A 26552-nucleotide genomic window follows, 5' to 3' on the forward strand; every position below is an offset into this window, starting at 1 on the left:
CCTTTCCCCGCAGCGAGGAAAAGCGCCATCAGCGTTACTTCTGTTCCAGTAACGGCTTCAGGAAACGCGCGGTGTGAGAAGTTTCGCACTCCGCCACCGTTTCCGGCGTGCCGGAGACCAGAATCTCACCGCCGCCGCTGCCGCCTTCCGGACCCAGATCGACAATCCAGTCGGCTGTCTTAATCACATCCAGGTTATGTTCGATAACCACGATGCTATTGCCCTGATCGCGTAACTGATGCAGCACGTCCAGCAGTTGCTGAATATCGGCGAAGTGTAGACCGGTGGTCGGTTCGTCCAGAATATACAGGGTCTGGCCGGTACCGCGTTTCGACAGCTCGCGTGCCAGCTTCACGCGCTGGGCCTCGCCGCCGGAAAGCGTGGTGGCCGACTGGCCCAGCCGGATGTAAGAGAGACCAACATCCATCAGAGTCTGGAGCTTGCGCGCCAGGGCGGGCACGGCGTCGAAAAACTCCCGCGCCTCTTCAATAGTCATATCCAGTACTTCATTGATATTCTTGCCCTTGTACTTAATCTCCAGGGTTTCGCGGTTGTAACGCTTGCCCTTACACTGGTCGCAGGCCACGTAAACATCCGGCAGGAAGTGCATCTCAACTTTGATCACGCCGTCGCCCTGACAGGCTTCGCAGCGACCGCCGCGGACGTTAAAGCTGAAACGGCCTGGCGTATAGCCGCGTGAACGAGACTCCGGCACTCCGGCGAACAGTTCGCGCACCGGTGTAAACACGCCGGTATAGGTAGCCGGGTTGGAGCGCGGCGTACGGCCGATGGGGCTCTGGTCGATATCGATCACTTTATCGAAGTGCTCCAGTCCCTGAATATCGCGGTAGGGGGCCGGTTCGCCGCTGGTGGCGCCGTTCAACTGACGCTGAGCGATGGGGAACAGCGTATCGTTAATCAGCGTCGATTTCCCCGATCCGGATACCCCGGTGATGCAGGTAAACAGTCCAACTGGCAGGGTCAGGGTGACGTCCTTCAGGTTGTTGCCGCGAGCGCCGGTCAGCTTCAGCACTTTTTCCGGATCGGCGGGAACGCGTTTTTTCGGTATCGCTATCTGGCGCTTGCCGCTCATATACTGGCCGGTCAGGGATTCCGGCACCGCCATAATGGCGTCCAGCGAACCTTCCGCCACCACCTGACCGCCGTGAACACCGGCGCCGGGGCCGATATCGATAATGTGGTCGGCGGCGCGAATGGCGTCTTCATCATGTTCCACCACAATCACGGTGTTACCAAGATTGCGCAGATGGATCAAGGTACCCAGCAGGCGTTCGTTATCGCGCTGATGCAGGCCGATGGAAGGCTCGTCCAGCACGTACATGACCCCTACCAGACCGGCGCCAATCTGGCTTGCCAGACGGATACGCTGGGCTTCGCCGCCGGAGAGCGTCTCTGCGGAGCGGGAAAGCGTCAGGTAATTCAACCCCACGTTGACCAGGAACTTCAGGCGATCGCCAATCTCTTTCAGCACTTTTTCGGCGATTTTTGCCCGCTGTCCGGCAAGCTTCAGGTTGGCGAAGAACGCCATGGCGTGACCGATGCTCATATCGGAGATGGTCGGCAGCGTGGTGTTTTCCACAAACACGTGGCGCGCCTCACGCCGCAGACGGGTGCCGTTACAGCTGGTGCAGGGGCGGTTGCTGATATATTTGGCCAGCTCTTCGCGCACTGCGTTGGATTCGGTCTCTTTGTAGCGGCGTTCCATATTGTGCAGCACCCCTTCGAAGGGATGACGACGTACCGAGGTATCGCCGCGGTCATTCACGTACTTAAATTCGATAGACTCCTTACCGGAGCCATAGAGCACTACGTTGCGCACTTTATCGCTCAGGCTTTCCCAGGGGGCCTCAACGTCGAATTTATAATGCTCCGCCAGCGAACGCAGCATCTGGAAATAGTAGAAATTGCGCCGATCCCAGCCGCGAATGGCGCCGCCGGCCAGCGACAGCTCGCCATTCTGCACCACCCGATCGGGATCGAAATATTGCTGAACGCCCAGACCGTCACAGGTGGGGCAGGCACCGGCCGGGTTGTTGAAGGAGAACAGGCGTGGCTCCAGTTCGCGCATGCTGTAACCGCAGATGGGACAGGCGAAGTTGGCGGAAAACAGCAGCTCTTCGGCTTTGGGATCGTCCATATCGGCGACTACCGCGCTACCGCCAGAAAGCTCCAGCGCTGTCTCAAAAGATTCCGCCAGACGCTGCGTTAGATCTTCACGTACCTTAAAGCGATCCACCACCACTTCGATGGTGTGCTTTTTCTGAAGCTCCAGCTTTGGCGGATCCGACAGATCGCATACCTCGCCATCGATACGGGCGCGGATATAGCCCTGGCTTGCCAGGTTCTCCAGGGTTTTAACGTGCTCGCCCTTACGTTCTTTGATAATCGGTGCCAGTAGCATCAGCCGCTTACCTTCCGGCTGGCTCAGGACATTGTCCACCATCTGGCTAACCGTTTGAGCCGCCAGCGTCACGTCGTGATCCGGGCAGCGGGGTTCGCCCACGCGGGCAAACAGCAGTCGCAGGTAATCGTGGATTTCCGTAATGGTGCCCACGGTAGAGCGCGGGTTATGGGATGTCGACTTCTGCTCAATGGAGATGGCCGGGGAGAGCCCTTCGATATGGTCGACGTCCGGCTTTTCCATCAGCGACAGAAACTGACGCGCATAGGCGGAGAGGGACTCGACATAGCGGCGCTGACCTTCCGCATACAGGGTGTCAAACGCCAGTGATGATTTACCCGAACCCGACAGGCCGGTCACGACGATCAGCTTGTCTCGGGGAATTACCAGATTGATATTCTTGAGATTATGGGTGCGGACACCCCTGACTTCTATCTTGTCCATTTAGCTTTCCCGGATACTAACCCGCTGCCAGAAACGGCTAATTATGACACAATTAATCCTGAATGGATATCCAGTATTCCTCTGTAACAAATGAAGCATAGGTAACTTTAATGGAACGACGGGCACAGCTATAAACTCTAACAGTGGCGTGATAGAATCGCGGGTTTACACTATCAGGAAAACCTTCTCAGGAGACTCGAACATGGCCAGCAGAGGCGTAAACAAGGTGATTCTCGTCGGTAATCTGGGCCAGGACCCGGAAGTGCGCTATATGCCAAATGGCGGGGCCGTGGCTAACCTGCGGCTGGCGACTTCCGAATCCTGGCGCGACAAGCAGACCGGTGAGATGAAAGAAGTGACCGAATGGCACTCCGTAGTGCTGTTTGGCAAACTGGCGGAAGTGGCGGGTGAATACCTGCGTAAAGGTTCCCAGGTTTATATCGAAGGCCAGTTGCGTACCCGCAAATGGCAGGGGCAGGATGGCCAGGATCGTTACACCACCGAAGTCGTGGTTAACGTGGGCGGCTCCATGCAGATGCTGGGCGGCCGTCAGGGCGGCGGTGGCGGCATGGGCGGCGGCCAGCAGCAGGGCGGTGGCTGGGGTCAGCCTCAGCAGCCTCAGGGCGGCAACCAGTTCAGCGGCGGCGGTCAGCAGCAGGCTCAGTCTCGTCCTCAGCAGCAGAACAGTGCACCGGCACCTTCTAACGAACCGCCGATGGACTTCGACGACGATATTCCGTTCTGATAAACCTTTTCAGAAGATATATCGTATAAGGCCCCGTTATTACGGGGCTTTTTGTTATACAGACGTCGGCTCTGGTATCAGATGTTCACTTTCTTCATTACCGACTGCTCAACGCCAGCCGGGCGGCGAAAGCCATAAAAACGCCGCCTGTGGCGCGATCCATCCATTTCACTACCGACGGTCGGGTAAAGACTGCCGATGCATAACGGGTGGTTAAAATCAGTATGAGGGACCAGAGCGTACCGATTAGCACGTGGACGGTCACCAGCAGGAAGGTCCAGACAACCGGTGAGTGGCCCGTGGGAATAAACTGCGGCAAAAACGAGACATAAAAGACGCCCATCTTGGGATTTAACACATTGCCGAGCATTCCACGCAGGAACCAGTTACTGGATGATGGGATGCTTGTCTGACAGGGATTAAAGCTATGACGGGGTTTGAAGATAAGCTGTATCCCCAGCCAGCACAGCCAGGCGGCGCCACACCATTTTAGCAGGTTGTAGGCCAGTTCCGACGCAGCAAGCAACGCACCTAAACCAAAGGCGACCAGCGCTCCCCAAATAAAGCATCCGGTGTCGATGCCTATGGCGGCCTGGAAAGCTTTCTTCCCGCCTTCGACGGTGGCGGTTCGTAAGATCAGTGCGGTATCGAGTCCGGGGGTGAGCGTCAGGAGGAGTGCGGCAAAGGAAAAAGCAATCAGTGAATCAGCAACGGGCATTTTCTGTCTCCGAAAGCGTGAATGCTACTGTAAAGATTCACTTTTTACCACTGGAGTGTTCGACCCGTCTATCGTTAGTCTCGTCATTTTTAAAGGCCCTGTTTTCACAGGGCTTATTGTTCTCAGCGGCATTATTTAATCGCCACGCTCATTCCTCCGTCGGCCATGACCACGGAGCCCACCAGATAGCTGGCCTGCTCCGATGCCAGAAAGGCAATGACTTCTGCAATTTCTTCAGGCTGCGCGGCGCGGCCGATGGGGGAGCCTGCGCCGTGACCGGCCAGAAATGCCTGGCCGTCAGGGTGGATCCTGTTGGCGATATTGGTGATGACATCTCCGGAGCCAACGGCGTTTACGCGGATACCGTAAGGAATTGCTTCCAGCGCCAGAGTGCGGGTTAACTGCGCCAGCGCGCCTTTAGATGCGGCATAAGCTGCTATGGAGGGAAATGTCTGGTAGCAGGCGTAGGAGCCAACGTTAACGATAGCGCCTTTACCTGAACTCATCATCTGGCGCAGCGATTCACGCGCAAACAAAAAGGCGCCCGTCGCGTTGACGGCCAGAATTCGGTTCCACTCATCAAGCGTCATATCCACCACAGCCTTGTTTGTGATAATTCCCGCGTTATTCACCAGAATATCCAGGTGACCAAAATGACGCATTGCGGTTTCCACCGCCTGCGTCGCGCTGGCTTCGTCGGCCACGTCAGCAACCAGCGACACGATGCCGGGGCATTCCAGATCGCGAACTTCCTGCTCCAGACTGATGGCGACGATGTTGGCGCCCCGCTGATGCAGCAGTGCTGTGGTTGCCCTGCCAATTCCGCTGGCTGCACCGGTAACAATCGCGACCTGACCTGCGAAGGGTTGTGGATGTGAAGCGTGCGTTGCGTTGGACATGTCTCTTTACCTCTGTATGGATGTCCTGGCAGGCTACGTTGTCGTTGGAAAAGCCAAAAGACACAGGGCTATTGGATGATTGCCTGTTCCTATTTGTACTGTTTACTTTATCGGCTAACTATGGCGCTATGATTGCTCACTAATACCCGGTGGTCGAGGAACGATGGGAAGCAATCATCAGGCTGAGCAAATGGTTGACTTACTGGCGAAGCTGGCGCCTCATGAAGGTTACACGCGCTCGCAGTTGGATTCGGTTCGTTTTATGCGTGCCAATGGGCCGATAGGTCGCACGCCGGTATTGTATGAGCCGGGGATTGTGATTGTATGTCAGGGTTCCAAACGTGGTTATCTGGCAGACAAAGTGTATCGCTATGACAGCCAGCATTATCTGGTGCTTTCCGTGCCGCTGCCATTCTCAACAGAGACGGATGCCACTGCGCAGGAACCCCTTCTGGCGCTTTCCGTCGGTCTGGATATGACTGTACTGACTGAACTGATCGTTATGCTGGATGAAGAAGGATATCGTGCCGCATCACCGCCTCAGGGAATTATTTCAACACCGCTGGATAGCGCATTGTCCGATGTGACGCTGCGTTTGCTACGTGCGCTGGCGTCACCACTGGAGGGGCGGATTCTGGGGCCTTCGATTATTCGGGAACTCTATTACCGGATGTTGATTGGCGAGCAGGGCGGTGCTATTCGCGCAGCGCTTGCCAGTCAGGGCCATTTTGCGCGTATCTCCCGGGTTTTGGCGCATATTCATCGCTGTTACGATCAACCGGTAAGCGTCGGTGAGCTGGCAAAACGGGCCGGTCTTAGTATCCCGGCATTTCATGCTCACTTCCGGGCGATAACCAACACTTCACCGGTGCAGTACATTAAATCCGTACGGTTGCAGCAGGCGCGTTTACTCATGATTCGTGACAACCTGACGGCCGCATCGGCCGGACAGCGGGTCGGATATGAAAGCCCTTCACAATTTAACCGTGAATTTCGCCGTTTATTTGGCCGCCCTCCGGGGGAAGAAGCGCGGGTGATGAGGCACGCCTTTTCATTACTGCCTTCTGTACAGTTGGCAGCCGTGGTTGCCACACATTAAGAGAATTATCTGGCGAATGCGCTGGACTTTTTGAACACGAATAACATCGTTATTTTTATATACAAATAATTTAAAGAGACTTGATAAATAATAACATTCGGATAAAGCCTAATTTAGCCATGTAAAATGTGTGGGTAATGGGTTGTTTTTGTTTTGTCATTTAAAATCAATGTTATATGTATTTATTTTCGTCTGTAATGCAATAAATAAATTGCTATTTTCTTAATAAATGATAGATTCTTCTACGTAAAACTTTGTATCTATTAAATTATTTATCATTTATTTAACAGTCATGTAAAAATGCGGAAATAAATAAGCTCGTCGCCTGCTGTTATCCTCTTCTCAGTTGAAGTTTTAAATTGAGGATTTTCTTGAACATTCTTTTTTGACCGCGGTTAGCATTGACCGAATAGTATGTATCTCGTTGTTATTATTTCCCCTCTGGAGTAAAAACTGGTGGCAGATATCAATGCCGGACAGCTTAGTCGAAGCCCCAATCGGCGCTTTTTCGTTGAGTCAAAGCAGGTAGCGATCGCCGTAACGCTGATCGTTTTTATGCTGGCAGCTATTTTGTTTAGCTATATCTCTTACCGGCGTCAGATTTCGGTCGCGGAAACGGTGGCGAATGAATTCTCGCGGGTGATTGAAAGCGATCTGCACTATAACGAAAACTTTTCAGATGCGGTTTCGGTGCTCTATCTGCGGCTTAAAAGCAGTCGCTACCAGCTGGGCGATGTCGGGCAAGAGTATGATAAACAGCACCGTATTTACGGTATTAACCTGTTTGCGGATCAGACCAATAATGCTTTTATGGGCACGCTTCAATCAGACGAGTCCCTGACGAGAGACAAGCTGCTGCTGGCCAGAGCCGTGGATCTGGCCATGCGTATCGAAAGCCGTAATTCTCACTATAGTCATATCAGCCGACGCTACTTCCTGTCTAAACAGGACGATTTTATCTATATCACTACGAAGGTGCCGCTGAGCGAATATGTGTTTAAGGCCAGCAGGGGGCGGGGTTACGGGCTGTTCAGCCATATTGAAACCCGCGGCTATCTCTATCAGAAACTGCATGACGATCCTGGTGCCCGCTTCGGGGAGCTTTCCCCGGTATATCTCGACTCCCTGTCCGGTGATCCGGTGATTACCGTGCAGCACGTGGTGTTTGACCAGAGCCAGGGAATGAAGGACAAGGTGCTGGGCTCGCTTTGCTTTGACTACCAGCGTGAAGATCTGTTGGCGATTGCCCGTAGCCTGGAGATTAATCAGCAGGATAATTTCCTGAATATTTATCTGCTGGATAAAGAGAGTCGCACCGAATTAGGCGTGCTGGGCGTCGATAACTGGGGTAAGAAAGTACGTTCCGCCATTAACGATCGCTATGAGGTGATCGTTTCTATCGATCCGCTTCGTTACTATCTGGCGTCGACCGGGCGTAGCGATCTGCTTATTTTGGTGTTGCTGTCGCTCTGCTTCCTGGGACTGGGGCTGATCTACGATCGCATTCTGCGCGTTCAGCGCCGCAATTCGCTTATCGACCCTCTCACCGGGCTTTATAATCGGGCATGGCTGGAAAAATATGACACCCGGAGCGGGCTGCGGGCCCGGACGATCGTGATGCTCGACTGCAACGACTTCAAAACCATCAACGATACCTGGGGCCACCAGATGGGCGATATGGCGTTAAAGCATGTGGCAAAGTCGATTGTCCATCGCATTCAGCCGAATCGGGACTACGCGGTGCGTATGGGGGGCGATGAGTTTTTGATCACCTTCAGCCAGGGGGGCTCTGAAGCGGTGGAAGCCTGCATGCGGCGTATTGCGCATGATATCGGACTGTTTAGCGCCGAGGTGCCGTTTTCCGTGAGTTACGGTGTTTGCGAGCTGACGCCCGGAATGACGCTGAGCGAGGCGATGTCCCGGGCCGATAGCCGGATGTATCAGATAAAAAAACGAGCGAGAATCTAATAACCACCGTGCGTGGCGCCTGAGGCAGCGATGCACGGCACTCCCTCTGCATGACGATAATCAGCCATTTCCAGGCTGCGTTGCCGATCGTTTTCCGTCAGAATTGTCTTGAATGAGACGCGGATCACAATATTATGCGCCGTTTTATTCCAACGGTATGGTCGTGCGGTGTTTTCTTCCTGACATCAGCCTGTTACACCCCGAGCATCCCCCCCCCGATAGTGACTTTCTATGTTTAAGCGGTTTTTTTTGCTTGTGTTACGCTTAAGACAAAATAAAACAAGGGAGTTGAGATGGAACTCTTGAATCAACAGTGGAGGCCTGGCCAGTGAAGAAAAAGACGTTATTTACGTTGCTGCTGGTCGTGATTGTGATTGCACTGGCAGTACTTTTCAGGGCGCAGAACCAGGATTTATTGCTGCAGGGTGAGGTGGATGCGCCGGAGGTTATCGTTACATCGAAAGCGAAGGGGCGCGTGGTAGAGCGTCTGGTGGAAAGGGGCGACGATGTGAAGGCCGGGCAGCTGCTGATGAAGCTGGACGCGCCGGAAATTATTGCGCAACTGCGTGCGGCGGAAGCGGCGCGCGATCAGGCGAAAGCCCAGCTCGACCAGTCGATGAACGGCACCCGCGAAGAGAATATTCGCAACCTGAAAGCGACTCTGGACGAGGCCGAGGCTGACTACCGCAATGCGCAGGCGACCCTTAACCGTAACCAGAAGGTGGCGGCCCAGGGCTATATCTCTGCACAGGATCTGCAGGATTTGCGTAATGCCCGGGATACCGCGTGGCAGAAAGTTCAGGGGGCGAAAGCCAATCTGGACGAAGGCATTCACGGTGACCGTATCGAGCAGCGTGCCGCTTACGCCGCGCAGCTGCGCCAGGCGGAGCAGGAGCTGTTGGAAGTGAAAGTTCAGGCCGATGATCTGAATGTCACGGCGCCGGTCGATGGCGAAGTAGGACCGATTCCGTCTGAGGTGGGCGAACTACTGAACGCCTCCAGCCCGCTGTTGACCCTGGTGCGTCAGCCCCAGGCTTACTTTGTCTTTAACCTGCGCGAGGATATCCTGGCCCACGTTCGTAAGGGCGATAAGGTGAAGCTGCGGGTTCCGGCGCTCAATAACCAGATTATCGAGGCTGAAGTACATTACATCGCGCCGCTGGGGGATTACTCCACCAAACGCGCCACCCGTGCCACCGGCGACTTCGACCTGAAAACTTTCGAAGTGCGCCTGTGGCCGACTCAGCCGGTGCAGGGGCTGCGACAGGGGATGAGCACGCTATGGCAATGGAAGGTTTAAGGACCGGCTGGCGCTGCTTCAGTCTTGCCTTCCGCCGTGAGATTCGCGCCGCCTTTCGCAAACCGGTTTTCCACTGGCTGGGCTGGATCTTTCCGCTGCTGCTGTTCGGGCTGATCGGCAGCAACTTTTCGGAAGGGACGCTGCTGGATCTGCCTGTGTCGGTGGTGGACAACGATCACAGCAACCTGTCACGTCAGCTCATTCGCAAGCTCGACGCCGGTTCTCACGCCCGCATTACCCAACATGCAGGTGGACTGGAAGAAGCGCAGAGCCGTTTGCGCAATGCGCTGGACTACGGCATGGTCTATATCCCGCCAGACTTTGAGTCGGATGCGCTGGCGGGTCGCCAGCCCCAGGTGGTGTTCTACTATAACGCGCTGTTTTACGGGGCCGGGCTCTACTCTACTCAGGACTTTAGCGGGCTGATATCCGATCTCAACAGCAACTATCGTTCGATTATTGCGGCCAGCATCGGTAAAACGTTGCCGGCCCTGGCGCAGGTCTCACTCTCCTACGACAGTCTGTTTAACGCCAGCGGCAGCTACGTTTACTATCAGCAGTTTGCTGCCACGATCCACCTGATACAGTTGTTTGTTGTGACCTGCATGATCTACGTGCTGGCGCGCAGTAAGCCGCTGATTTATTCCAGCTCTTTCAGTATGTCGCTGCTGGGAAAACTGGCGCCATACACCCTGTGCTATACCACGTTACTGATGGCGGAACTGGCGTTGCTGGTGTGGATCTTCGACGCCCGGGTGGTGGGGAATCCCATCTATATGCTGCTTGTTGGCTTCTTCTACGTGATGGCGGCCCAGAGTCTGGGGATTCTGCTGTTCACCTTTACCGGCAGTGCGATAACCGCCTACACCATGATGGGGATTATGGTCAGTATCGCCTTGACCTTCTCCGGTACCGTGGTGCCGGAACTGTCAATGTCGTTGCCAGCGCAGATTATCTCTAATCTCGAGCCGCTGACTCACGCGCTCTACGCCATGTTTGATATTTTCCTGCGTCAGGTACCGGTACGCCCGGTATTCAGTGTCTGCGCGCTGCTACTCGTCTATCCGTTGGTGACCGGACTGCTGGTGTGTCGTCGTCTTCCGGCGCGCTTGCGTAAGCAGGAGGTGGTGCTGTGAAAGCGTACTGGGCCACCTTCAGTAAGGTGCTGATGGGGTTGCTGGAGCGGCCGATGTGGATGATGTTGCTGATCTCGCTGTGCGTAATGAGTACGGTATACGTTCATCGCACGGTCTGGGATCTACCGGTAGCGGTCATCGATCAGGACCACAGTTCAGCCAGCCGTCTGTTGATTCGCAACCTGGACGCCACCTCTAAAGTCAAAATGGTGGGTTACGACAGTCTGGATAAAGCGATTCACGATCTGGGCTGGCGTAAGCTGTTTGCCGTTATCATTATGCCGACCGATCTGGAACAGAAGATTCTGTCGGGTAAGGCGGTCACGGTGCCGGTGTATGGCGATGCGACCAACCGACTGGCTAACGGCCAGATTCAGCAGGATGTGCAGTCGGCGTATCAGGAGATGCTGAACCACTACGATCAGGCGTTGTTGCTGCGCAGTGGCTTTAGCGAACGCCAGGCGCAGATTGTCATGACGCCCATTATCGGCCAGGCCCGGGATCTGTTTAATCCGGGAATCAGCTTTGCGGCAATCGTCTTTCCCGGGCTGCTGGTGCTGTTACTTCAGCACTCGCTGATGATCGCCAGCGTGCGGGTCAGCATTGTGTTGAATGCCCAGGGCAAGCCGCCGCTGCCGGTCTATTTGGGCGGTCTATCGGCGCTGCTGCCTATCTGGCTGTTTCTCTCCATTGTGCTGTTCGTGCTGTGGCCCTGGGTGCTGGGTTATCGTCAGACTGCGGCGATACCAGAGCTACTGCTATTAACCTTCCCGTTCCTGCTGGCGGTATTGGGGTTGGGCAAGTTCCTGACCGAATGCCTGCGCAGCGTGGAGATGATCTACCTGACCCTGTCGTTTATCACCATGCCGGTGTTTTATCTGTCGGGAACCATTTGGCCGCTACAGGCTATGCCGGACTGGGTGCGGGGCATTGCCTTTATGATTCCTTCAACCTGGGCGGCCAAGGCGATAGCCGGAGTGAACCAGATGGGGCTATCCTGGCAAAGTGCGCTCAATGATGTGGCGATGCTGCTACTGCTGGGGGCGTTTTATGCGCTGCTGGGGGTGGTTATTGGGCTGTTGCGGGACAGAGTCAGGCTGCGCACTCTGCTTAAACGCTAAAAAGGCTCCCCAGAGGGAGCCTTCTGAATCAGGTCATAACGACCGGCCAGTCGGGCGGGGTGTGACTCATTACTTCCATCGTTACGTCTTTAACATTGGTCCAAATCGCCGCGAAATCGAGGCTCATGCCCAGCAGTCCGGTAGCGAACCAGCATGAAGCGGCAATGCCCAGTCCGGTGGAAAGTACTGCCAGTACAGGGGACTCGGAACGACGAAACTGAATGTTCAGCGTGCTGGCAAAAAACATCAACAGTGCGCTTAACAGCTGCCAGCGCATTAAAACCACACCCGTGGTGATCGTAGCCATGAAACCTCATCCTCGAAGCAAACCTATTACGCATAACGGCATGACGCAGAGCGCGCGATAAGGGTGACCCGGGGCCGTCAAAGGGAATAAGTCATAACAGAAAATGTAAATGGGTGTCCTGTTGCATAGGACATGTGAACTATATCACATTTGTTGATTAATTCACCAGAGGTTGAGGGATTTTTTAGCAACAAAAAAAACTATTCGGGCGGCAGTCGACGCCGCCCGTGGTCTTCAGGCGTGGTGACGATAGTCGGTAGGCGTGCGGTCAAACTCGCGGCGGAAAACCCGTGAGAAAGTTTGCTGTGAGACGTAGCCAAAATCCATGGCGATATCAAAAATAGGCCGTTGGGTGGTGCGTAGCGCTTCGGCCGCCATGGCCAGGCGCCGCTGGCGGATATATTCGCCCAGCGTCTGGTGCATGACCGAGCGGAACATCCGCTGAAGGTACCACTTCGAATAACCGGATTTTTGTGCGACGGCGTCAATGTTGAGCGGCTGGTCGATATGATCATCAATCCATTGCGTTAAGGTATGGATAATCTCCTGATGTGGCGACATAGGCATCCTCTCTTATCTTCTTATACCCCCGGTCGCCAGGCTCCTGGCGAGTTGGGTATCGTACTTTTTACTGGCGATGAGTATAATTCCTCAAGTTAACTTGAGGTAAAGCGGTTTTGGAAAAGAAATCATCCCGACTAAAAACCCTGCTGACGCCGGGTGAAGTGGCCAGGCGTAGTGGCGTTGCCGTTTCGGCGCTGCACTTTTATGAAAGCAAAGGACTGATTCACAGTCAGCGCAATGCCGGTAATCAGCGGCGTTATACCCGCGATGTGCTGCGTTATGTAGCAATCATCAAGATAGCCCAGCGTATCGGCATTCCGCTGGCAACCATTAGCGAAGCCTTTAGCGTGCTGCCCGAAGGCCATACGCTGAGCGCCAAAGAGTGGAAGGCGCTGTCATCGACGTGGCGCGAAGAGCTGGAGCGACGCATCAATACGCTGGTTGCCCTGCGTGATGAGCTGGATGGCTGTATCGGTTGCGGCTGCCTGTCGCGTAAGGATTGCCCGCTACGTAACCCGAATGACCGACTGGGCGCCGAAGGAGCCGGGGCACGACTGCTGGAAGAACCCGCCGATCGGGCGCCGCACAGATCCGGAACGGATGACGATTAACGGCGTAAGGTTGATCAAATGTTCGCGCGTCTGTTAACGGTTTGCGCAGCAACGACATCGTTTGCGCATCCTTTGGGTGAAAAACAGACAGTATTGGTTTTTTTTATCTAAAAGGGGCAAAGTTTGGTTGAAAACCCCCTAATGATGCCAGGATAATCGTTTGCCTTAAATTTCCGACCGTTTTTTACGCGCGGGGTTAAACGTTTGCATTGCCGGGGTACCCCCTTTTTAACGCCATGGCAATGCCCGGGACGAAAGACGTTTAGCCAGCATAGGGCTGTTCACTGCGCGTAACGGTAACTTCATAAAAAAGCATCAGGGGATATTTCAACTATGTCTACTCCTTCTCCGCGTGCCGGCGGCTCTCTGGACGCCTGGTTCAAGATATCCGCGCGCGGCAGTACGGTGCGCCGCGAGGTGGTGGCGGGTCTTACCACCTTCCTGGCCATGGTCTACTCGGTGATTGTGGTGCCGGGCATGCTCGGCAAGGCTGGCTTTCCGCCCGCCGCGGTGTTTGTGGCGACCTGCCTGGTGGCGGGCGTCGGCTCCATTGCCATGGGGCTGTGGGCAAATCTGCCGCTGGCGATCGGCTGTGCCCTGTCGCTGACGGCGTTTACCGCTTTCAGCCTGGTGCTGGGCCAGCAGATCAGCGTGCCGGTGGCGCTGGGCGCGGTCTTCCTGATGGGGGTACTGTTTACGGTAATCTCTGCGACCGGTATTCGCGGCTGGATTTTACGCAACCTACCCATGGGCGTCGCTCAGGGGACCGGCGTCGGGATTGGCCTGTTTTTGCTGCTCATTGCGGCTGATAGCGTCAAACTGGTGGTAAGAAATCCGCTGGAAGGGTTACCAGTCGCTTTTGGCGACTTCACCAGCTTTCCGGTGATGATGTCGTTGCTGGGGCTGGCGACCATTATTGGCCTGGAGCGGCGCAAGGTGCCGGGTGGCATTCTGCTGACCATTATTGCCATCTCAATTATCGGTATGATTTTCGATCCCGCGGTGCACTTTAGCGGCTCTCTGTTTGCCATGCCTTCCCTGAACGATGAAAACGGGAATTCGCTGATCGGCAGTCTGGACATTATGGGGGCGTTGAATCCGCTGGTGCTGCCCAGCGTGCTGGCGCTGGTGATGACGGCGGTTTTCGACGCCACCGGCACCATTCGCGCCGTGGCGGAACAGGGCAACCTGCTGGATAAAGACGGACAGATTATCGATGGAGGCAAGGCGCTGACCACCGACTCCGTGAGCAGCATCTTCTCCAGCCTGGTTGGGGCCTCGCCCGCCGCGGTTTACATCGAATCGGCCGCGGGAACCGCTGCTGGCGGTAAGACCGGCCTGACCGCCATTGTGGTCGGTGTGCTGTTCCTGCTGATTCTGTTCCTCTCGCCGCTCTCTTACCTGGTACCGGCCTACGCTACTGCGCCAGCGTTGATGTACGTGGGGCTGTTGATGCTGAGCAACGTGGCGAAGCTGAATTTCGAGGACTTTGTTGATGCCATGGCAGGGCTGATGACGGCGGTGATTATCGTCTTCACCTGCAACATCGTGACCGGCATTATGATTGGTTTCGCCAGCCTGGTGGTCGGGCGTATCTTCTCTGGCGAATGGCGCAAACTGAACCTGGGTACCATACTGATTGCCGTGGTGTTGGTGACGTTTTACGCAGGCGGTTGGGCGATTTAATCCTTCCTTATTTTTCAGACTCTTCCCCGGGCCGGATTCTCTGGCCCGCTTGATTTCTACGCTATTTAGGGCACATCCTGTATCATCATATGTAAAGATAGTGTTCTATGATGAGAACGCTTCTCTTCATTTCATGACAAACACATCGCAGTATAACTAAGGATAGTATGGAAATCTTTTTTACCATTTTGATTCTGACGCTGGTGGTTTCGCTGTCAGGGGTGGTGACGCGGATTCTGCCGTTCCAGATTCCGCTGCCGCTGATGCAGATCGCCATTGGCGCGCTACTGGCCTGGCCTAAATTTGGCCTGCACGTGGACTTTAATCCGGAGCTTTTCCTGGTGCTGTTTATCCCGCCGCTGCTGTTTGCGGATGGCTGGAAGACGCCGACCAGGGAGTTCATTAATCATGGTCGTGAGATTATCGGGCTGGCGCTGGTGCTGGTGCTGCTGACCGTGGTGGGGATCGGCTTCCTGATTTACTACATGGTGCCGGGCATTCCGTTGATACCCGCCCTTGCGCTGGCTGCCGTGCTGTCGCCGACCGATGCAGTGGCGCTTTCCGGCATCGTGGGGGAAGGCCGCATACCCAAGAAGATAATGGGGATCCTGCAGGGCGAGGCGCTGATGAATGACGCCTCCGGCCTGGTTTCGCTGAAATTCGCCGTGGCGGTGGCCATGGGCACCATGGTTTTTACTGTAGGTGGCGCCACCCTGGAGTTCCTGAAGGTAGCTATCGGCGGCTTGCTGGCGGGCTTTGTGGTGAGCTGGCTGTATGGCCGCTCGCTGCGTCTGATGAGCCGCTGGAGCGGTGACGAGCCGGCCACTCAGATCGTACTGCTGTTCCTGCTGCCGTTCGCCTCTTATCTGATTGCGGAACATATCGGCGTTTCCGGCATTCTGGCCGCGGTGGCGGCGGGGATGACCATCACCCGTTCCGGCGTGATGCGTACTGCGCCTCTGGCGATGCGCCTGCGCGCCAACAGCGTCTGGGCGATGCTGGAATTCGTGTTTAACGGCATGGTGTTCCTGATGTTGGGCCTGCAGCTACCGGGCATTCTGGAGAACTCGCTGGCGGCGGCGGAAGCCGATCCCAATGTAGAAGTCTGGATACTGTTCATGGATGTGGTGCTGATCTACTTCGCGTTGATTCTGGTACGCTTTATCTGGCTGTGGCTGATGAAGCGCTTTAGCCTGCGTTTCCTGAAAAAACGCCCGATGGAGTTTAGCTCTTACACTACCCGTGAGTTGCTGATCGCCTCGTTTGCCGGGGTACGCGGCGCTATTACCCTTGCCGGTGTGCTCTCTATCCCGCTGCTGCTACCGGGGGGCGATCCCTTTCCGGCGCGCTATGAGCTGATCTTCCTTTCGGCCGGCGTCATCCTGTTCTCGCTGTTTGTGGGGGTGATTATGCTACCGATCTTGCTGCGTCACGTGGAGCTTCCGGATAACGCACAGACCCGCAAAGAGGAGCGTCTGGCTAAGGCGGCCATTGCCGAAGTGGCTATTGTCTCTATCCAGAAAATGGAGGAGCGGCTGGCGGCGGACACCGAAGAGAATATCGACGATCAGTTGCTGCGCGAAGTCAGTTCACGGGTTATCGGTAACCTGAGGCGCCGGGCCGATGGTCGTAACGATGTAGAAAACTCGGAGCTGGAAGAGAACCTTGAACGTCGCTTCCGCCTGACGGCGCTGCGTTCCGAGCGGGCGGAACTGTACCATCTGCGCGCTACCCAGAAGATCAGCAACGAGACGTTGCAAAAGCTACTGCACGATCTCGACCTGCTGGAAGCGCTGTTGATAGAGAACAACTAAGCGATAGCGACGCTCATCCGAGCCCTCTCCCTGGAGAGGGCTTTTTTATGGCTCCACCGACCAGAACGCCTTACAGCAGTCGATCCAGGCTCGTGCGCTCTGGGAAAGATAGCCATCGCGGCGCCAGATCATGCCCAGTTGCCAGCGCAGCGGGCTGTGCAATGGCAGCCACACCAGGTTGGTTTTATCCAGCCGCTGACAGATAGGCTCCGGTAGAATGGCGATGCCGACATTGGCCTGCACCATGGCAGCCAGGAAATCCCACTGGCCACTGCGTACCGCGATGCGCGGTGAGATCTGGTGTTCGGCGAATAGCTGGGTCATCTGGCGGCTCAGGGAGAAATCTTCGTTATAGACCAGCAGCGGCCAGGCTTCGAGCTCTTCCAGGGCCACACCGCTGCGTGACAGCCAGGGCTCGCTGCGCGGCGCCAGTACGCACATGGGATGGCTGGAGAACGCCAGGGTTTCCAGATTTTCATCCGGATTTGAGGTCAGGGCGGTCATGGCCAGGTCGAGCTCACTGTTCATAACGGCCTGTTGTACCTTCAGACCGCCAAATTCGGCGATCTTAAGCTCAATACCTGGATACTGGCGGCGATATTCGGCGATCGGCCCTGCCATCATCATTCCTACCATGGGCGGAATCCCCAGTCTTAACACCCCTTTGTTCAGGTTGTTAATGTCTGCCAGTTCGTTTTTTAGCTGACGAAACTCACCCAGAATCGCCACGCCGCGCTCAAACACGGCGCGGCCGGTATCGGTCAGTACCAGGCGGCGCCCTTCGCGTAGTAATAGCGTACTGCCCAGCTCGTCTTCCAGGTTGCGCAACATTTTGCTGATGGTGGGTTGGGTGACAAACATCTTCTCCGCTGCCCGGGTGAAGCTCTGCTGACGAACCACCTCAACAAAGTAGCGCAGCGTTCTGATGTCCATAACTATTCCTGTTAACTATACCTGGGATGAGTTTAATTCATTACTTGCATTATCGAAGGCTTACTATACTGCACTCTCCGCTATTTTATCAGGGTCTGATGCTATGCCTGCGGCGCTACGCGCGATCAAGCCTGCTGTTTCCCGTTTAACCACGCCCTTCCAGGTGTTGCTGTACGCCGGTCTATTTCTGGTGGCGCAACAGATGGTCGGGCAGTTCCATCTTCCGTTGCCTGCTAATCTGGTAGGAATGTTGCTGCTATTTTCATTAATTATGCTGCGCGTTGTACCCGTTAACTGGGTACGTGATGGTGCCCGATGGCTGCTGGCAGAGATGCTGCTGTTCTTTGTTCCGGCGGTGGTGGCGGTGGTGAACTACACCCAGCTGCTGCTGGCCGATGGCTGGCGTATTCTGCTGGTGATTGCGCTCAGTACGCTGATGGTGTTGGGGGCTACCGGCTGGGTGGTGGAAAAGATCTACCGCTTCGAGGTGACGCGTGCGGCGCGCAAGGCAGCGGCCAGTGACTAATCTGCCGCTGAGTCTCTTTTGTCTGGGGTTGACCCTGGCGCTCTACTATCTCAACAAGCGATTGTGGCGCCGTTTTCGCAAACTGCCGCTGATGCCGCTGGTCTTTACGCCGCTGCTACTGGTGGCCGTGCTGGTCTTTGGGCATATTTCTTACCAGAACTATATCGCCCAGAGCCACTGGCTGATCTGGCTGCTGGGACCTGCGACCATCGCCTTTGCCGTGCCGGTGTATGAGAATCTGGCGCTGATTCGTCGCCACTGGATGTCGCTGTGCGCCGGAACGCTGACCGCCACGGTGGTCGCGGTGACCAGCTCGGTCTGGCTGGCGCGCTGGCTGATGTTGTCCGACGAGATCCAGCGTAGTCTGGCGGTACGCTCCATCACCACGCCTTTCGCCCTGGCGGCGGCAGCGCCCATGGGGGGACAGCCGGATCTGGTGGCGCTGTTCGTGGTCGTGACCGGGGTCTTTGGAATGGCGGTGGGGGATGTGCTGTTTCTGCGACTCGCGATTCGCGAAGGCGTGGCGAAAGGCGCCGCGCTGGGCGCCGCCTCTCACGGTGCAGGGACTGCCCGCTCCTGCGAAATGGGTCCGCAGGAGGGAATGGTGGCGAGCCTGGTGATGATGCTCTCCGGCGTTATTATGGTCCTGGCCGCCCCGCTGGTGGCCCGCCTGCTGTTCTAGCCTTTCAGACGGCGGAGTAGTTCAAACTCCTTAAACTGAACCGGACGCTGGAGTTGCAGGGAGCGGTTGCCTGCGATACCGGTTAGAATGGAAAGGGCGCCGGCCCGGTGATCGGCGGCGCGTTTCAGTGGGTCTTCGCCTGGTTCGCCGAACAGGTCCGCCAGCATCGCGTTGTCGCCACCACCGTGCCCCCCTTCGCCGACGGTAAATTCCGCTTTCCAGGGAGCGTCAAACATCGGGAATACCGTGATATCGCAGCTCTCCAGACTGCCTTCGTTATCCCGTTCGCCGCCGGCGTTAACGTAAGACATCTCCACCAGCTTCATCTCCAGCCGCCCCTTGCTGCCGTTAAACACAATGTTCAGCCCTTCCCAGGGCAGGTATGCGTTGAGCGAATAGGTCAGTTGCACCCGATTCTGGTACTTCACCAGCACCGAGAGCGTATCTTCAATGGTGATTCCATCGCTAAAGACGCTCTGATCGCGAAAGTAGTTATCTTCGTGTTCGGCATTCAGATAGAGCGCTTTAAGCTGAGGATTCTCGGCCATATTCAGGGCGAAGGGATCGTCTTTTGCCGCCGGATAGCCGTGGGCGCGGGGGTAAAACTGCGTAATACCGCGCCGCTCCGCGTTTTCACGCCCGTAGAAACGCAGATCGCCTTCGGCGTACACCCGCTCCGGATAGCTGTCGAGCCAGAAGTTCATCAGATCGAAATGGTGGGTGGATTTGTGTACCAGCAGTCCGCCGCTGTTGCGCTTTTCCCGGTGCCAGCGCCGGAAATAATCGGCGCCGTGTTCGGTATTGAGCAACCATTCGAAGTGCACCGAAAAGACTTCGCCGATGACGCCGTCGCGCAGTAGTTCTCGGACTTTACTGTGGTGCGGGGCGTAGCGATAGTTAAAGGCGACACGCACCTCACGCCCGGTCTGTTCAATGGCGTCGAGAATGCGCAGCGCGCGCTGTTCGTCGATAGTCATTGGCTTTTCGGTAATCACGTCGCAGCCCGCATGCAGGGCGCGCACGATATAGTCATCGTGGGTGCGATCCACCGTGGTGACGATCACCACATCGGGACGAGTTTCGCGAATCATCGCCTCGAAACTGTCCGCCTTCCAGGTGGGGACCGGTGCTGCCCCCGCCTTTTCCAGTAGCCGATTGGCGTAGTCCATGCGGGTCTGGTTGGTGTCGCAGAAGGCGACCATCCGTGCGTTGTGGCGGAAGGTACCACCGATAGCCTCAATATAGAGCCCGGCGCGACCGCCGGTGCCGATTAGTGCGTAACGTTTCACTTTTTCTCTCCTGACGCTAAGTCGTTAAAAATCCCCCTTTGACGCGCGGGTCATCCGGGGTAAAACAGTGCCTGACACACTTCCCGGTACGGAGAGCGGCATGGCGCGAATTCCTCATCAACTGCTGGAGCTGAACAGCCCTTTTATCTGGCACTGGCCCTGGCTGGAACAGGCAGTTACGGTGGCGAAGCGCTATGGCTTTACCGGCATCATCCTGCACCAGCAGGAGCTGCTGGCGTTGCTGGCGGAGCCTTCCCCGTTCGCTCCCCGGCTGGAGGCAGAGAATCTGCGCCATCAGCGGCGCCACGCGCTGCTCTATCTGCGGCGGGTAGCTGACTGGCTGGAACGGCACCATCTTGCCTTTTGGTTACAGGCCGAAGCGGCACCGCCGCAGGAGACGCTGCGCCAGAAATTTCCCGAACAGGCGCCGGACGGCGCTTCGTCATTTTGGGCCGATTTTTACCGCTCGACGCTGACGCCGCTGCTGGCGATACCGTCACTGCGCGGCCTGGTACTAAGCCTGACGACCCCCGCCTGGCAGCCCGAGCCCTGGCGGGCGGCGCTGCAGGATGTCTGGCGGGCGCTGCGAGCCGCGGGTAAGCAGTTGGTGTTACGCGACTTTATCGATGCCTCCTGGCCGCGCCAGCAGCTCCAGACGGTACTGGCATCGCTGCCCGGGGAAGTTCGCGCCTCGCTAAAGGCGACGGAGCTCGACTATCACCCCGGCTTCGCTAACCACCCACTGATTGCCACGCTGCCCCATCACAAGTGGATCGAATTCGATCTGTGGGGGATCGGCTACGGCTGGTCGGTACTGCCCTGTTATCTGGCCGATGAGATCCGCGGACGCCTGAGCTGGGCTCAGAGCGTGGCCCCCGGCGGTGTAGAGGCGGTCACTGCCCGCATCAACTGGCAGTGGCTGAGCGACAGCTCGCTTATCGGCTCCGTTAACGAGGTTAATCTCAGCGGCCTGCAGGCGGCGCGGCTTGGCGAACCCGCTGAACTGCTGCTGGAAACCTGGTTTGTGGAGCAGGGCATCAGCTTCCGCACCCGTCAGCAGGGGCAGCAACTGGCGGAGCTCTACGGCGCCAGTGCTGACTGGCTAACAAAAACCTGTAATCTGTTGGGCCGACCTCTTCATCGTCAGAGCCAGGTGCCGGAAAGCCTGGCTCAGGCCGAACAGCTGCTGCATATGGATACCCGCAGCGCCCGCTGGGCGCTGGCGTTCCAGCCGCTGCTTCCAGCCGACGACCCTCAACTGGGCCATGAGCAGCGCTCGCTAATCCAGCTGGAAAAATCCTCATCGTCGCATCTGTGCGCCACCGCCATGGCGCGCCTTCGGGAGATCCCATCTCAGAGCGATGCCTTTGCCGTTGTGCAGGCGGCTTGGCAGAGCGCCGGGCGCTACAGCCAGATGTTTAGTCTGGTGACAGAAGCGGTGGTTGCGGCGCTGTGGCGTGAACGCTACGGCGCGTAACCGGAGCCGCTCACGCCTCATGCTCAGGCGCTGGAGCGCTGCGCTGATGAGCTGGAACGCTGGTTCTCTACGCTACCCGCCACAGCGCCGCTGGTGATACCTCAGCTTTTCGCACCGGAACGGCTACGCTCCCTGGCGGCTTCGCTACTGGAATAAGAGTAAGGGGCAGTGATGGCGCTGTCAGCGTACGGAGGGAAGCAGACGGTAGCGTTGGCGAGCAGAGAGGGAAAGATGTGAGCTGAATAACAAACTGGCGCTATTTCATGCGATCTACATCGCATTTCTTTCCGGAAGAAGTGTGAAGGCGTTGGTTGAAGGGGCGCTAAAAAGTGATTGAGATCACTTATGGAGAATCCCGGCCCGCAGGCCGGGAGTAAAGCGGTTAGTGGGCGCTGCCCTGCTCAATGCCGATCCCGGTTTGGGAGCGGATAAACTGCGCACGGAACTGGGAGCGTTCCCGGGCACCTTCGGCGCTGTTATCGGTAATCGAAAACAACCAGATTCCGACAAAGGCCACCAGAATAGAGAACAGCGCCGGGTATTCATACGGGAAAACTGGCGCGCCATGACCTAAAATCTCCACCCAGATGGTGGGTCCCAGAATCATCAGGATAACTGCGGTCAATAGCCCCAGCCAACCGCCGATCATCGCGCCGCGGGTAGTCAGTTTCGACCAGTACATCGACAGCAGAATGATGGGGAAGTTACAGCTGGCGGCAATGGAAAAGGCCAGGCCTACCATAAAGGCGATATTCTGATTTTCGAACAGAATCCCCAGCAGGATCGCCACCACACCCAGCACCAGTACGGTGATTTTCGATACCCGCAGCTCATCGCGCTCGCTGGCGCCCTGGCGGAAGACGTTGGCGTACAGATCGTGGGAAACCGCAGAGGCGCCCGCCAGCGTTAGTCCGGCCACCACGGCAAGAATGGTGGCAAAGGCGACTGCGGAGATAAACCCAAGGAACAGGTTACCGCCCACTGCATTGGACAGATGCACCGCCGCCATATTGTTGCCGCCAATCAACGCGCCCGCCGCATCCTTAAAGGCGGGGTTAGCGCCCACCAGCATGATGGCGCCAAAGCCGATAATAAAGGTCAGGATGTAGAAGTAACCCATAAATCCGGTGGCATAGAATACGCTCTTACGGGCTTCCCGGGCGTCGCTAACGGTGAAGAAACGCATCAGGATATGGGGCAGCCCCGCTGTACCGAACATCAGCCCCAGGCCCAGCGACAGTGCAGAGATGGGGTCTTTGACCAGCCCGCCTGGGCGCATAATCTCCAGGCCATCAGGATGCACCCTGACCGCTTCGCTGAACAGATTACTGAAGCTGAAACCGACGTGGCGCATTACCATAAAGGCCATAAAGCTGGCGCCGAACAGCAGTAGTACCGCCTTAATAATCTGCACCCAGGTGGTGGCCAACATGCCGCCGAACAGCACATACATCACCATCAGAACTCCCACCAGCACGACCGCCACATGGTAGTTCAGGCCGAACAGCAGTTCGATAAGCTTACCGGCGCCTACCATCTGGGCAATGAGGTAAAGGGCGACCACTACCAGCGATCCACAGGCGGAAAGCGTGCGAATCGGGCGCTGCTTCAGACGATAAGAGGCGACGTCGGCGAAGGTATAGCGCCCCAGATTACGCAGACGCTCGGCGATCAGAAACAGAATAATGGGCCAGCCGACCAGGAAGCCGAGCGAGTAGATCAGGCCATCGTAGCCGGAGGTATAGACCAGCGCTGAAATGCCCAGGAAGGAGGCTGCGGACATAAAGTCCCCGGAGATCGCCAGCCCGTTCTGAAAGCCGGTGATATTGCCCCCGGCGGTGTAGTAGTCGCTGCGCGAGCGGGTGCGTTTTGAGGCCCACCAGGTAATGCCCAGGGTGAACATCACGAACACCACGAACATAATGATGGCCTGCCAGTTGGTGGGCTGGCGCTCCACCGCGCCGCTAATGGCATCGGCGGCCGTGACGGTGGGCGCCGCCAGCAGCAGGAAATAGAGTGCCTTCATGCATCCACCTCCTGACGTACGGCTTTATTCAGGCGATCGAACTCGCCGTTGGCCCGCCAGACGTAGATACCGGTCAGAATAAAAGAGATAACGATAACGCCGATACCAATAGGAATGCCCCGGGTCACGCTGGTCTGCCCGTGCAGCGGTGTACCCAGCCAGGCCGGGGCGAAGGCGATAAGAAAAATAAAGCCCACGTAAATCACCAGCATAATGGCGGATAGCGTCCAGGCGAATTTTTGACGTTTGGCTACCAGTTCCCTGAAATACGCACTCCCTTCTATCCGCTGACAAATGACATCATTCATCACAGAGTTCTCCAGAGGTCAGTTTCAATTGTTGTTTTTTTCAGGGGTAAGGGACCGCAGGGGAAACCCTCCGCATACCCGGTACCACCGGGATATTCCCGGCGAATTTATACCGATGGCGTCCGGCCTGAGCCGATACGCCATGCAGTGGACTACTGGCCATTCCGGCCCCCTGACTGGTGTGGGGTTCAGGAAGGCATCGTGATAGCTGATTTCTCTTCGAGCAGTTTTTCCACCACGCCAGGATCGGCGAGCGTGGAGGTATCTCCCAGGTTGCTGGTGTCGCCGGCGGCAATTTTGCGCAGAATGCGGCGCATAATCTTGCCGGAGCGGGTTTTCGGCAGGGAGTCGGTCCAGTGCAGCACGTCAGGCGTAGCCAGCGGGCCGATCTCTTTGCGCACCCAGTTGCGCACCTCAGTGTAGAGTTCCGGCGTGGGGTCTTCGCCGTGGTTAAGGGTGACGTAAGCGTAGATAGCCTGCCCCTTGATGTTATGTGGGATTCCCACCACCGCGGCTTCGGCGATTTTCGGATGCGAAACCAGCGCTGATTCGATTTCGGCGGTGCCCAGGCGGTGGCCTGAGACGTTCAGCACGTCATCCACGCGTCCGGTGATCCAGTAGTAGCCATCCTCGTCGCGACGGGCGCCGTCACCGCTGAAGTAGCGATTTTTAAAGGTGGAGAAGTAGGTCTGTTCAAAGCGTTCGTGATCGCCGAACAGGGTACGGGCCTGGCCCGGCCAGGAGTCGGTAATGGTCAGATTGCCTTCGGTGGCGCCAGGTAGCGCGTTGCCTTCGTTATCCACCAGTTCCGGCTGTACGCCGAAGAAGGGCAGGGTGGCGGAACCGGCCTTAAGCTCGGTGGCGCCTGGCATCGGGGCGATCATAAAGCCGCCGGTTTCGGTCTGCCACCAGGTGTCCATTACCGGGCAGTGTCTGTTGCCGATTTTATCCCAGAACCACTCCCAGGCTTCCGGGTTAATGGGTTCTCCCACTGAACCGAGAATACGCAGCGACGAACGATCGGTGCCTTCGATGGCTTTATCCCCTTCGGCCATCAGGGCGCGAATAGCGGTTGGGGCGGTGTAGAGGATATTAACCTTGTGTTTGTCCACCACCTGGGCCATACGGTTGGGCTGAGGCCAGTTCGGCACCCCTTCGAACATCAGGGTAGTTGCCCCACAGGCCAGCGGGCCGTAAAGCAGGTAGCTGTGGCCGGTCACCCAGCCGACGTCGGCTGTACACCAGTAAACTTCGCCGGGATGATAATCGAAGACATATTGAAAGGTGGCGGCGGCATAGACCAGATACCCGCCAGTGGTATGCAGCACTCCTTTAGGCTTACCGGTGGAGCCAGAGGTGTAGAGGATAAATAGCGGGTCTTCCGCATTCATTTCTACCGGCTGATTTTCCGCGCTGGCGTTGGCCATCAGGTCGCTCCACCACAGGTCGCGGCCTTCGTGCCAGGCTATATCGCCGCCAGTGCGTTTGAACACCACGACGTTGCCCACGCTCTTCACATTGTGATTCTTCAGCGCATCGTCAACGTTGCGCTTCAGCGGAATATTACGACCGGCGCGCACCCCTTCATCGGCGGTGATTACCAGTCGGGCATTACTGTCGATAATCCTGCCCGCGACGGCTTCTGGCGAGAAACCGCCAAAGATCACGGAATGAATGGCGCCGATACGGGCACAGGCCAGCATCGCAACGGCGGCTTCCGGCACCATCGGCATATAGATAGCGACCACGTCGCCTTTACTGATGCCCTGACTCAGAAGCACGTTGGCGAAACGGCAGACGTCGGCATGCAGTTCGCGATAAGTGATAGTCTTGCTCTGGCTGGCGTCGTCGCCTTCCCAGATAAGGGCGGGGCGGGAGCCATTCTTTTCCAGATGGCGATCCAGGCAGTTAGCCGCCAGGTTGAGGGTGCCGTCCTCATACCATTTGATAGCAATATTTCCCGGTGCAAAAGAGGTGTTTTTCACCTTAGTATAGGGTTTTATCCAGTCCAGAATCTTTCCCTGCTCGCCCCAGAAGGCGTCAGGCTCTTCTATGGACTGGCGGTATTTGGCCGCGTACTGTTCCGGGGTGATCAGGCAGTCTTCCGCAATATGGGCGGGAATCGGATGTTTGTGTATTTGGCTCATAGTTATTTTCTCCTTCCAGGATGTTAATAATATGTCAACCAAACGTTAATTGTAGGGGTATCGGCGTTTTTGTTTACTATTTGGGCGACAGATCACGCATTGGCGTAAATGTACATTAAATGAGCAAACGAAACCGAGAGAAGAAATAATAACCAGTAATGATTATTTGAAAACAAGCGATATAATCTTTTTTTATAACAGTGTGTTAGTTTTGTTTAGCGCTAAAAAATAATGCTTATATATGCATTTTGCGTGAATGGCTTTGAATTTCAAGGGTTGCGCGAACAGCCATTCAGATGGTACTGATTAAGGGCGTTAAAACTCCACACA

General features: G+C 56.4%; 22 protein-coding genes. 12 read left to right on the forward strand and 10 right to left on the reverse strand.

The window, feature by feature from the left end; genetic code table 11:
* Nucleotides 1-34: 34 nt before the first annotated feature.
* Nucleotides 35-2866, reverse strand: coding sequence for an excinuclease ABC subunit UvrA (uvrA, locus tag FEM41_RS07295; RefSeq protein WP_138095349.1), 2832 nt, complete (start codon nucleotides 2864-2866; stop codon nucleotides 35-37).
* Between the two features lie 202 nt (nucleotides 2867-3068).
* Here uvrA and ssb1 point away from each other — a divergent pair, with 202 nt between their 5' ends.
* Nucleotides 3069-3611: a single-stranded DNA-binding protein SSB1 gene (ssb1, locus tag FEM41_RS07300; RefSeq protein ID WP_138095350.1), complete on the forward strand. Its 543-nt coding sequence runs from the start codon at nucleotides 3069-3071 to the stop codon at nucleotides 3609-3611.
* Nucleotides 3612-3708: 97 nt separating this feature from the next.
* Here ssb1 and FEM41_RS07305 read toward each other — a convergent pair whose 3' ends face one another.
* A complete protein-coding gene (locus FEM41_RS07305; protein ID WP_138095351.1) occupies nucleotides 3709-4329 on the reverse strand; it encodes a LysE family translocator in 621 nt (206 codons plus the stop codon).
* Nucleotides 4330-4460: 131 nt separating this feature from the next.
* On the reverse strand, nucleotides 4461-5228 hold the full coding sequence (locus tag FEM41_RS07310; RefSeq protein WP_138095352.1) for an SDR family NAD(P)-dependent oxidoreductase: 768 nt from the start codon (nucleotides 5226-5228) through the stop codon (nucleotides 4461-4463).
* Nucleotides 5229-5418: 190 nt separating this feature from the next.
* Here FEM41_RS07310 and FEM41_RS07315 point away from each other — a divergent pair, with 190 nt between their 5' ends.
* The 5 genes from FEM41_RS07315 (at nucleotide 5419) to FEM41_RS07335 (ending at nucleotide 11852) form a co-directional block, all read left to right on the forward strand.
* The gene (locus FEM41_RS07315; RefSeq protein WP_138095353.1) at nucleotides 5419-6327 is read left to right on the forward strand and encodes an AraC family transcriptional regulator; all 909 of its coding nucleotides are present in this window, start codon (nucleotides 5419-5421) and stop codon (nucleotides 6325-6327) included.
* A 456-nt stretch (nucleotides 6328-6783) separates the two neighbouring features.
* The gene (locus tag FEM41_RS07320; RefSeq protein WP_138095354.1) at nucleotides 6784-8295 is read left to right on the forward strand and encodes a GGDEF domain-containing protein; all 1512 of its coding nucleotides are present in this window, start codon (nucleotides 6784-6786) and stop codon (nucleotides 8293-8295) included.
* A 328-nt stretch (nucleotides 8296-8623) separates the two neighbouring features.
* Nucleotides 8624-9595 (forward strand): HlyD family secretion protein, encoded by a 972-nt coding sequence (locus FEM41_RS07325; RefSeq protein WP_138095355.1) that lies wholly within the window; start codon nucleotides 8624-8626, stop codon nucleotides 9593-9595.
* On the forward strand, nucleotides 9577-10731 hold the full coding sequence (locus FEM41_RS07330) for an ABC transporter permease (protein WP_138095356.1): 1155 nt from the start codon (nucleotides 9577-9579) through the stop codon (nucleotides 10729-10731). The genes FEM41_RS07325 and FEM41_RS07330 overlap by 19 nt, the downstream gene beginning before the upstream one ends.
* Nucleotides 10728-11852 (forward strand): ABC transporter permease, encoded by a 1125-nt coding sequence (locus FEM41_RS07335; protein ID WP_138095357.1) that lies wholly within the window; start codon nucleotides 10728-10730, stop codon nucleotides 11850-11852. Before FEM41_RS07330 ends, FEM41_RS07335 begins: the two co-directional genes overlap by 4 nt.
* A 28-nt stretch (nucleotides 11853-11880) precedes the next feature.
* Here the strand turns inward: FEM41_RS07335 and FEM41_RS07340 are convergent, their stop codons facing one another.
* Complete coding sequence (locus tag FEM41_RS07340; protein WP_138095358.1) at nucleotides 11881-12159, reverse strand: YjcB family protein; 279 nt, start codon at nucleotides 12157-12159, stop codon at nucleotides 11881-11883.
* 234 nt (nucleotides 12160-12393) lie between these two features.
* On the reverse strand, nucleotides 12394-12720 hold the full coding sequence (gene soxS, locus FEM41_RS07345) for a superoxide response transcriptional regulator SoxS (RefSeq protein WP_138095359.1): 327 nt from the start codon (nucleotides 12718-12720) through the stop codon (nucleotides 12394-12396).
* A gap of 116 nt (nucleotides 12721-12836) precedes the next feature.
* Here soxS and soxR point away from each other — a divergent pair, with 116 nt between their 5' ends.
* From soxR to FEM41_RS07360, 3 genes are all read left to right on the forward strand, one after another.
* Nucleotides 12837-13334: a redox-sensitive transcriptional activator SoxR gene (gene soxR, locus FEM41_RS07350; RefSeq protein ID WP_138095360.1), complete on the forward strand. Its 498-nt coding sequence runs from the start codon at nucleotides 12837-12839 to the stop codon at nucleotides 13332-13334.
* A 333-nt stretch (nucleotides 13335-13667) separates the two neighbouring features.
* Nucleotides 13668-15020, forward strand: coding sequence for an NCS2 family permease (locus FEM41_RS07355; RefSeq protein WP_138095361.1), 1353 nt, complete (start codon nucleotides 13668-13670; stop codon nucleotides 15018-15020).
* 167 nt (nucleotides 15021-15187) lie between these two features.
* Nucleotides 15188-16834: a Na+/H+ antiporter gene (locus FEM41_RS07360; protein ID WP_138095362.1), complete on the forward strand. Its 1647-nt coding sequence runs from the start codon at nucleotides 15188-15190 to the stop codon at nucleotides 16832-16834.
* A 45-nt stretch (nucleotides 16835-16879) separates the two neighbouring features.
* Here FEM41_RS07360 and FEM41_RS07365 read toward each other — a convergent pair whose 3' ends face one another.
* Nucleotides 16880-17767, reverse strand: a complete 888-nt coding sequence (locus FEM41_RS07365) for a LysR family transcriptional regulator (protein ID WP_138095363.1) — start codon at nucleotides 17765-17767, stop codon at nucleotides 16880-16882.
* A 103-nt stretch (nucleotides 17768-17870) separates the two neighbouring features.
* Here FEM41_RS07365 and FEM41_RS07370 point away from each other — a divergent pair, with 103 nt between their 5' ends.
* On the forward strand, nucleotides 17871-18293 hold the full coding sequence (locus tag FEM41_RS07370) for a CidA/LrgA family protein (RefSeq protein WP_138099131.1): 423 nt from the start codon (nucleotides 17871-17873) through the stop codon (nucleotides 18291-18293).
* The gene (locus FEM41_RS07375; RefSeq protein ID WP_138095364.1) at nucleotides 18286-18975 is read left to right on the forward strand and encodes an LrgB family protein; all 690 of its coding nucleotides are present in this window, start codon (nucleotides 18286-18288) and stop codon (nucleotides 18973-18975) included. The genes FEM41_RS07370 and FEM41_RS07375 overlap by 8 nt, the downstream gene beginning before the upstream one ends.
* On the opposite strand, the gene FEM41_RS07380 is transcribed toward FEM41_RS07375, so the two are convergent.
* A complete protein-coding gene (locus FEM41_RS07380; RefSeq protein WP_138095365.1) occupies nucleotides 18972-20264 on the reverse strand; it encodes a Gfo/Idh/MocA family protein in 1293 nt (430 codons plus the stop codon). The two genes, FEM41_RS07375 and FEM41_RS07380, sit on opposite strands and share 4 nt — an antisense overlap.
* A gap of 100 nt (nucleotides 20265-20364) precedes the next feature.
* Here FEM41_RS07380 and FEM41_RS07385 point away from each other — a divergent pair, with 100 nt between their 5' ends.
* Nucleotides 20365-21741: a hypothetical protein gene (locus FEM41_RS07385; protein WP_138095366.1), complete on the forward strand. Its 1377-nt coding sequence runs from the start codon at nucleotides 20365-20367 to the stop codon at nucleotides 21739-21741.
* Between the two features lie 382 nt (nucleotides 21742-22123).
* Here FEM41_RS07385 and actP read toward each other — a convergent pair whose 3' ends face one another.
* The 3 genes from actP to acs form a co-directional block, all read right to left on the reverse strand.
* Nucleotides 22124-23767: a cation/acetate symporter ActP gene (gene actP, locus FEM41_RS07390; protein WP_138095367.1), complete on the reverse strand. Its 1644-nt coding sequence runs from the start codon at nucleotides 23765-23767 to the stop codon at nucleotides 22124-22126.
* Nucleotides 23764-24075 carry a DUF485 domain-containing protein gene (locus FEM41_RS07395; protein WP_138095368.1) on the reverse strand — a complete coding sequence of 104 codons (312 nt, stop codon included), beginning with the start codon at nucleotides 24073-24075 and terminating at the stop codon, nucleotides 23764-23766. Before FEM41_RS07395 ends, actP begins: the two co-directional genes overlap by 4 nt.
* A 188-nt stretch (nucleotides 24076-24263) precedes the next feature.
* On the reverse strand, nucleotides 24264-26222 hold the full coding sequence (gene acs / locus FEM41_RS07400) for an acetate--CoA ligase (RefSeq protein ID WP_138095369.1): 1959 nt from the start codon (nucleotides 26220-26222) through the stop codon (nucleotides 24264-24266).
* Nucleotides 26223-26552 lie beyond the last annotated feature (330 nt).

This window comes from Jejubacter calystegiae, from assembly GCF_005671395.1.
Lineage (GTDB): Bacteria > Pseudomonadota > Gammaproteobacteria > Enterobacterales > Enterobacteriaceae > Jejubacter > Jejubacter calystegiae.

Excerpts from the sequence above, each read along its gene's own strand:
- FEM41_RS07355 (WP_138095361.1), top strand. The coding sequence starts at position 13,668 with ATGTCTACTCCTTCTCCGCGTGCCGGCGGCTCTCTGGACGCCTGGTTC.
- FEM41_RS07305 (WP_138095351.1), bottom strand. The coding sequence starts at position 4,329 with ATGCCCGTTGCTGATTCACTGATTGCTTTTTCCTTTGCCGCACTCCTC.
- ssb1 (WP_138095350.1), top strand. The coding sequence starts at position 3,069 with ATGGCCAGCAGAGGCGTAAACAAGGTGATTCTCGTCGGTAATCTGGGC.
- FEM41_RS07340 (WP_138095358.1), bottom strand. The coding sequence starts at position 12,159 with ATGGCTACGATCACCACGGGTGTGGTTTTAATGCGCTGGCAGCTGTTA.
- FEM41_RS07360 (WP_138095362.1), top strand. The coding sequence starts at position 15,188 with ATGGAAATCTTTTTTACCATTTTGATTCTGACGCTGGTGGTTTCGCTG.
- acs (WP_138095369.1), bottom strand. The coding sequence starts at position 26,222 with ATGAGCCAAATACACAAACATCCGATTCCCGCCCATATTGCGGAAGAC.
- FEM41_RS07395 (WP_138095368.1), bottom strand. The coding sequence starts at position 24,075 with ATGAATGATGTCATTTGTCAGCGGATAGAAGGGAGTGCGTATTTCAGG.
- FEM41_RS07310 (WP_138095352.1), bottom strand. The coding sequence starts at position 5,228 with ATGTCCAACGCAACGCACGCTTCACATCCACAACCCTTCGCAGGTCAG.
- uvrA (WP_138095349.1), bottom strand. The coding sequence starts at position 2,866 with ATGGACAAGATAGAAGTCAGGGGTGTCCGCACCCATAATCTCAAGAAT.
- soxS (WP_138095359.1), bottom strand. The coding sequence starts at position 12,720 with ATGTCGCCACATCAGGAGATTATCCATACCTTAACGCAATGGATTGAT.
- FEM41_RS07315 (WP_138095353.1), top strand. The coding sequence starts at position 5,419 with ATGGTTGACTTACTGGCGAAGCTGGCGCCTCATGAAGGTTACACGCGC.
- FEM41_RS07385 (WP_138095366.1), top strand. The coding sequence starts at position 20,365 with ATGGCGCGAATTCCTCATCAACTGCTGGAGCTGAACAGCCCTTTTATC.
- FEM41_RS07370 (WP_138099131.1), top strand. The coding sequence starts at position 17,871 with ATGCCTGCGGCGCTACGCGCGATCAAGCCTGCTGTTTCCCGTTTAACC.
- actP (WP_138095367.1), bottom strand. The coding sequence starts at position 23,767 with ATGAAGGCACTCTATTTCCTGCTGCTGGCGGCGCCCACCGTCACGGCC.
- FEM41_RS07365 (WP_138095363.1), bottom strand. The coding sequence starts at position 17,767 with ATGGACATCAGAACGCTGCGCTACTTTGTTGAGGTGGTTCGTCAGCAG.
- FEM41_RS07330 (WP_138095356.1), top strand. The coding sequence starts at position 9,577 with ATGGCAATGGAAGGTTTAAGGACCGGCTGGCGCTGCTTCAGTCTTGCC.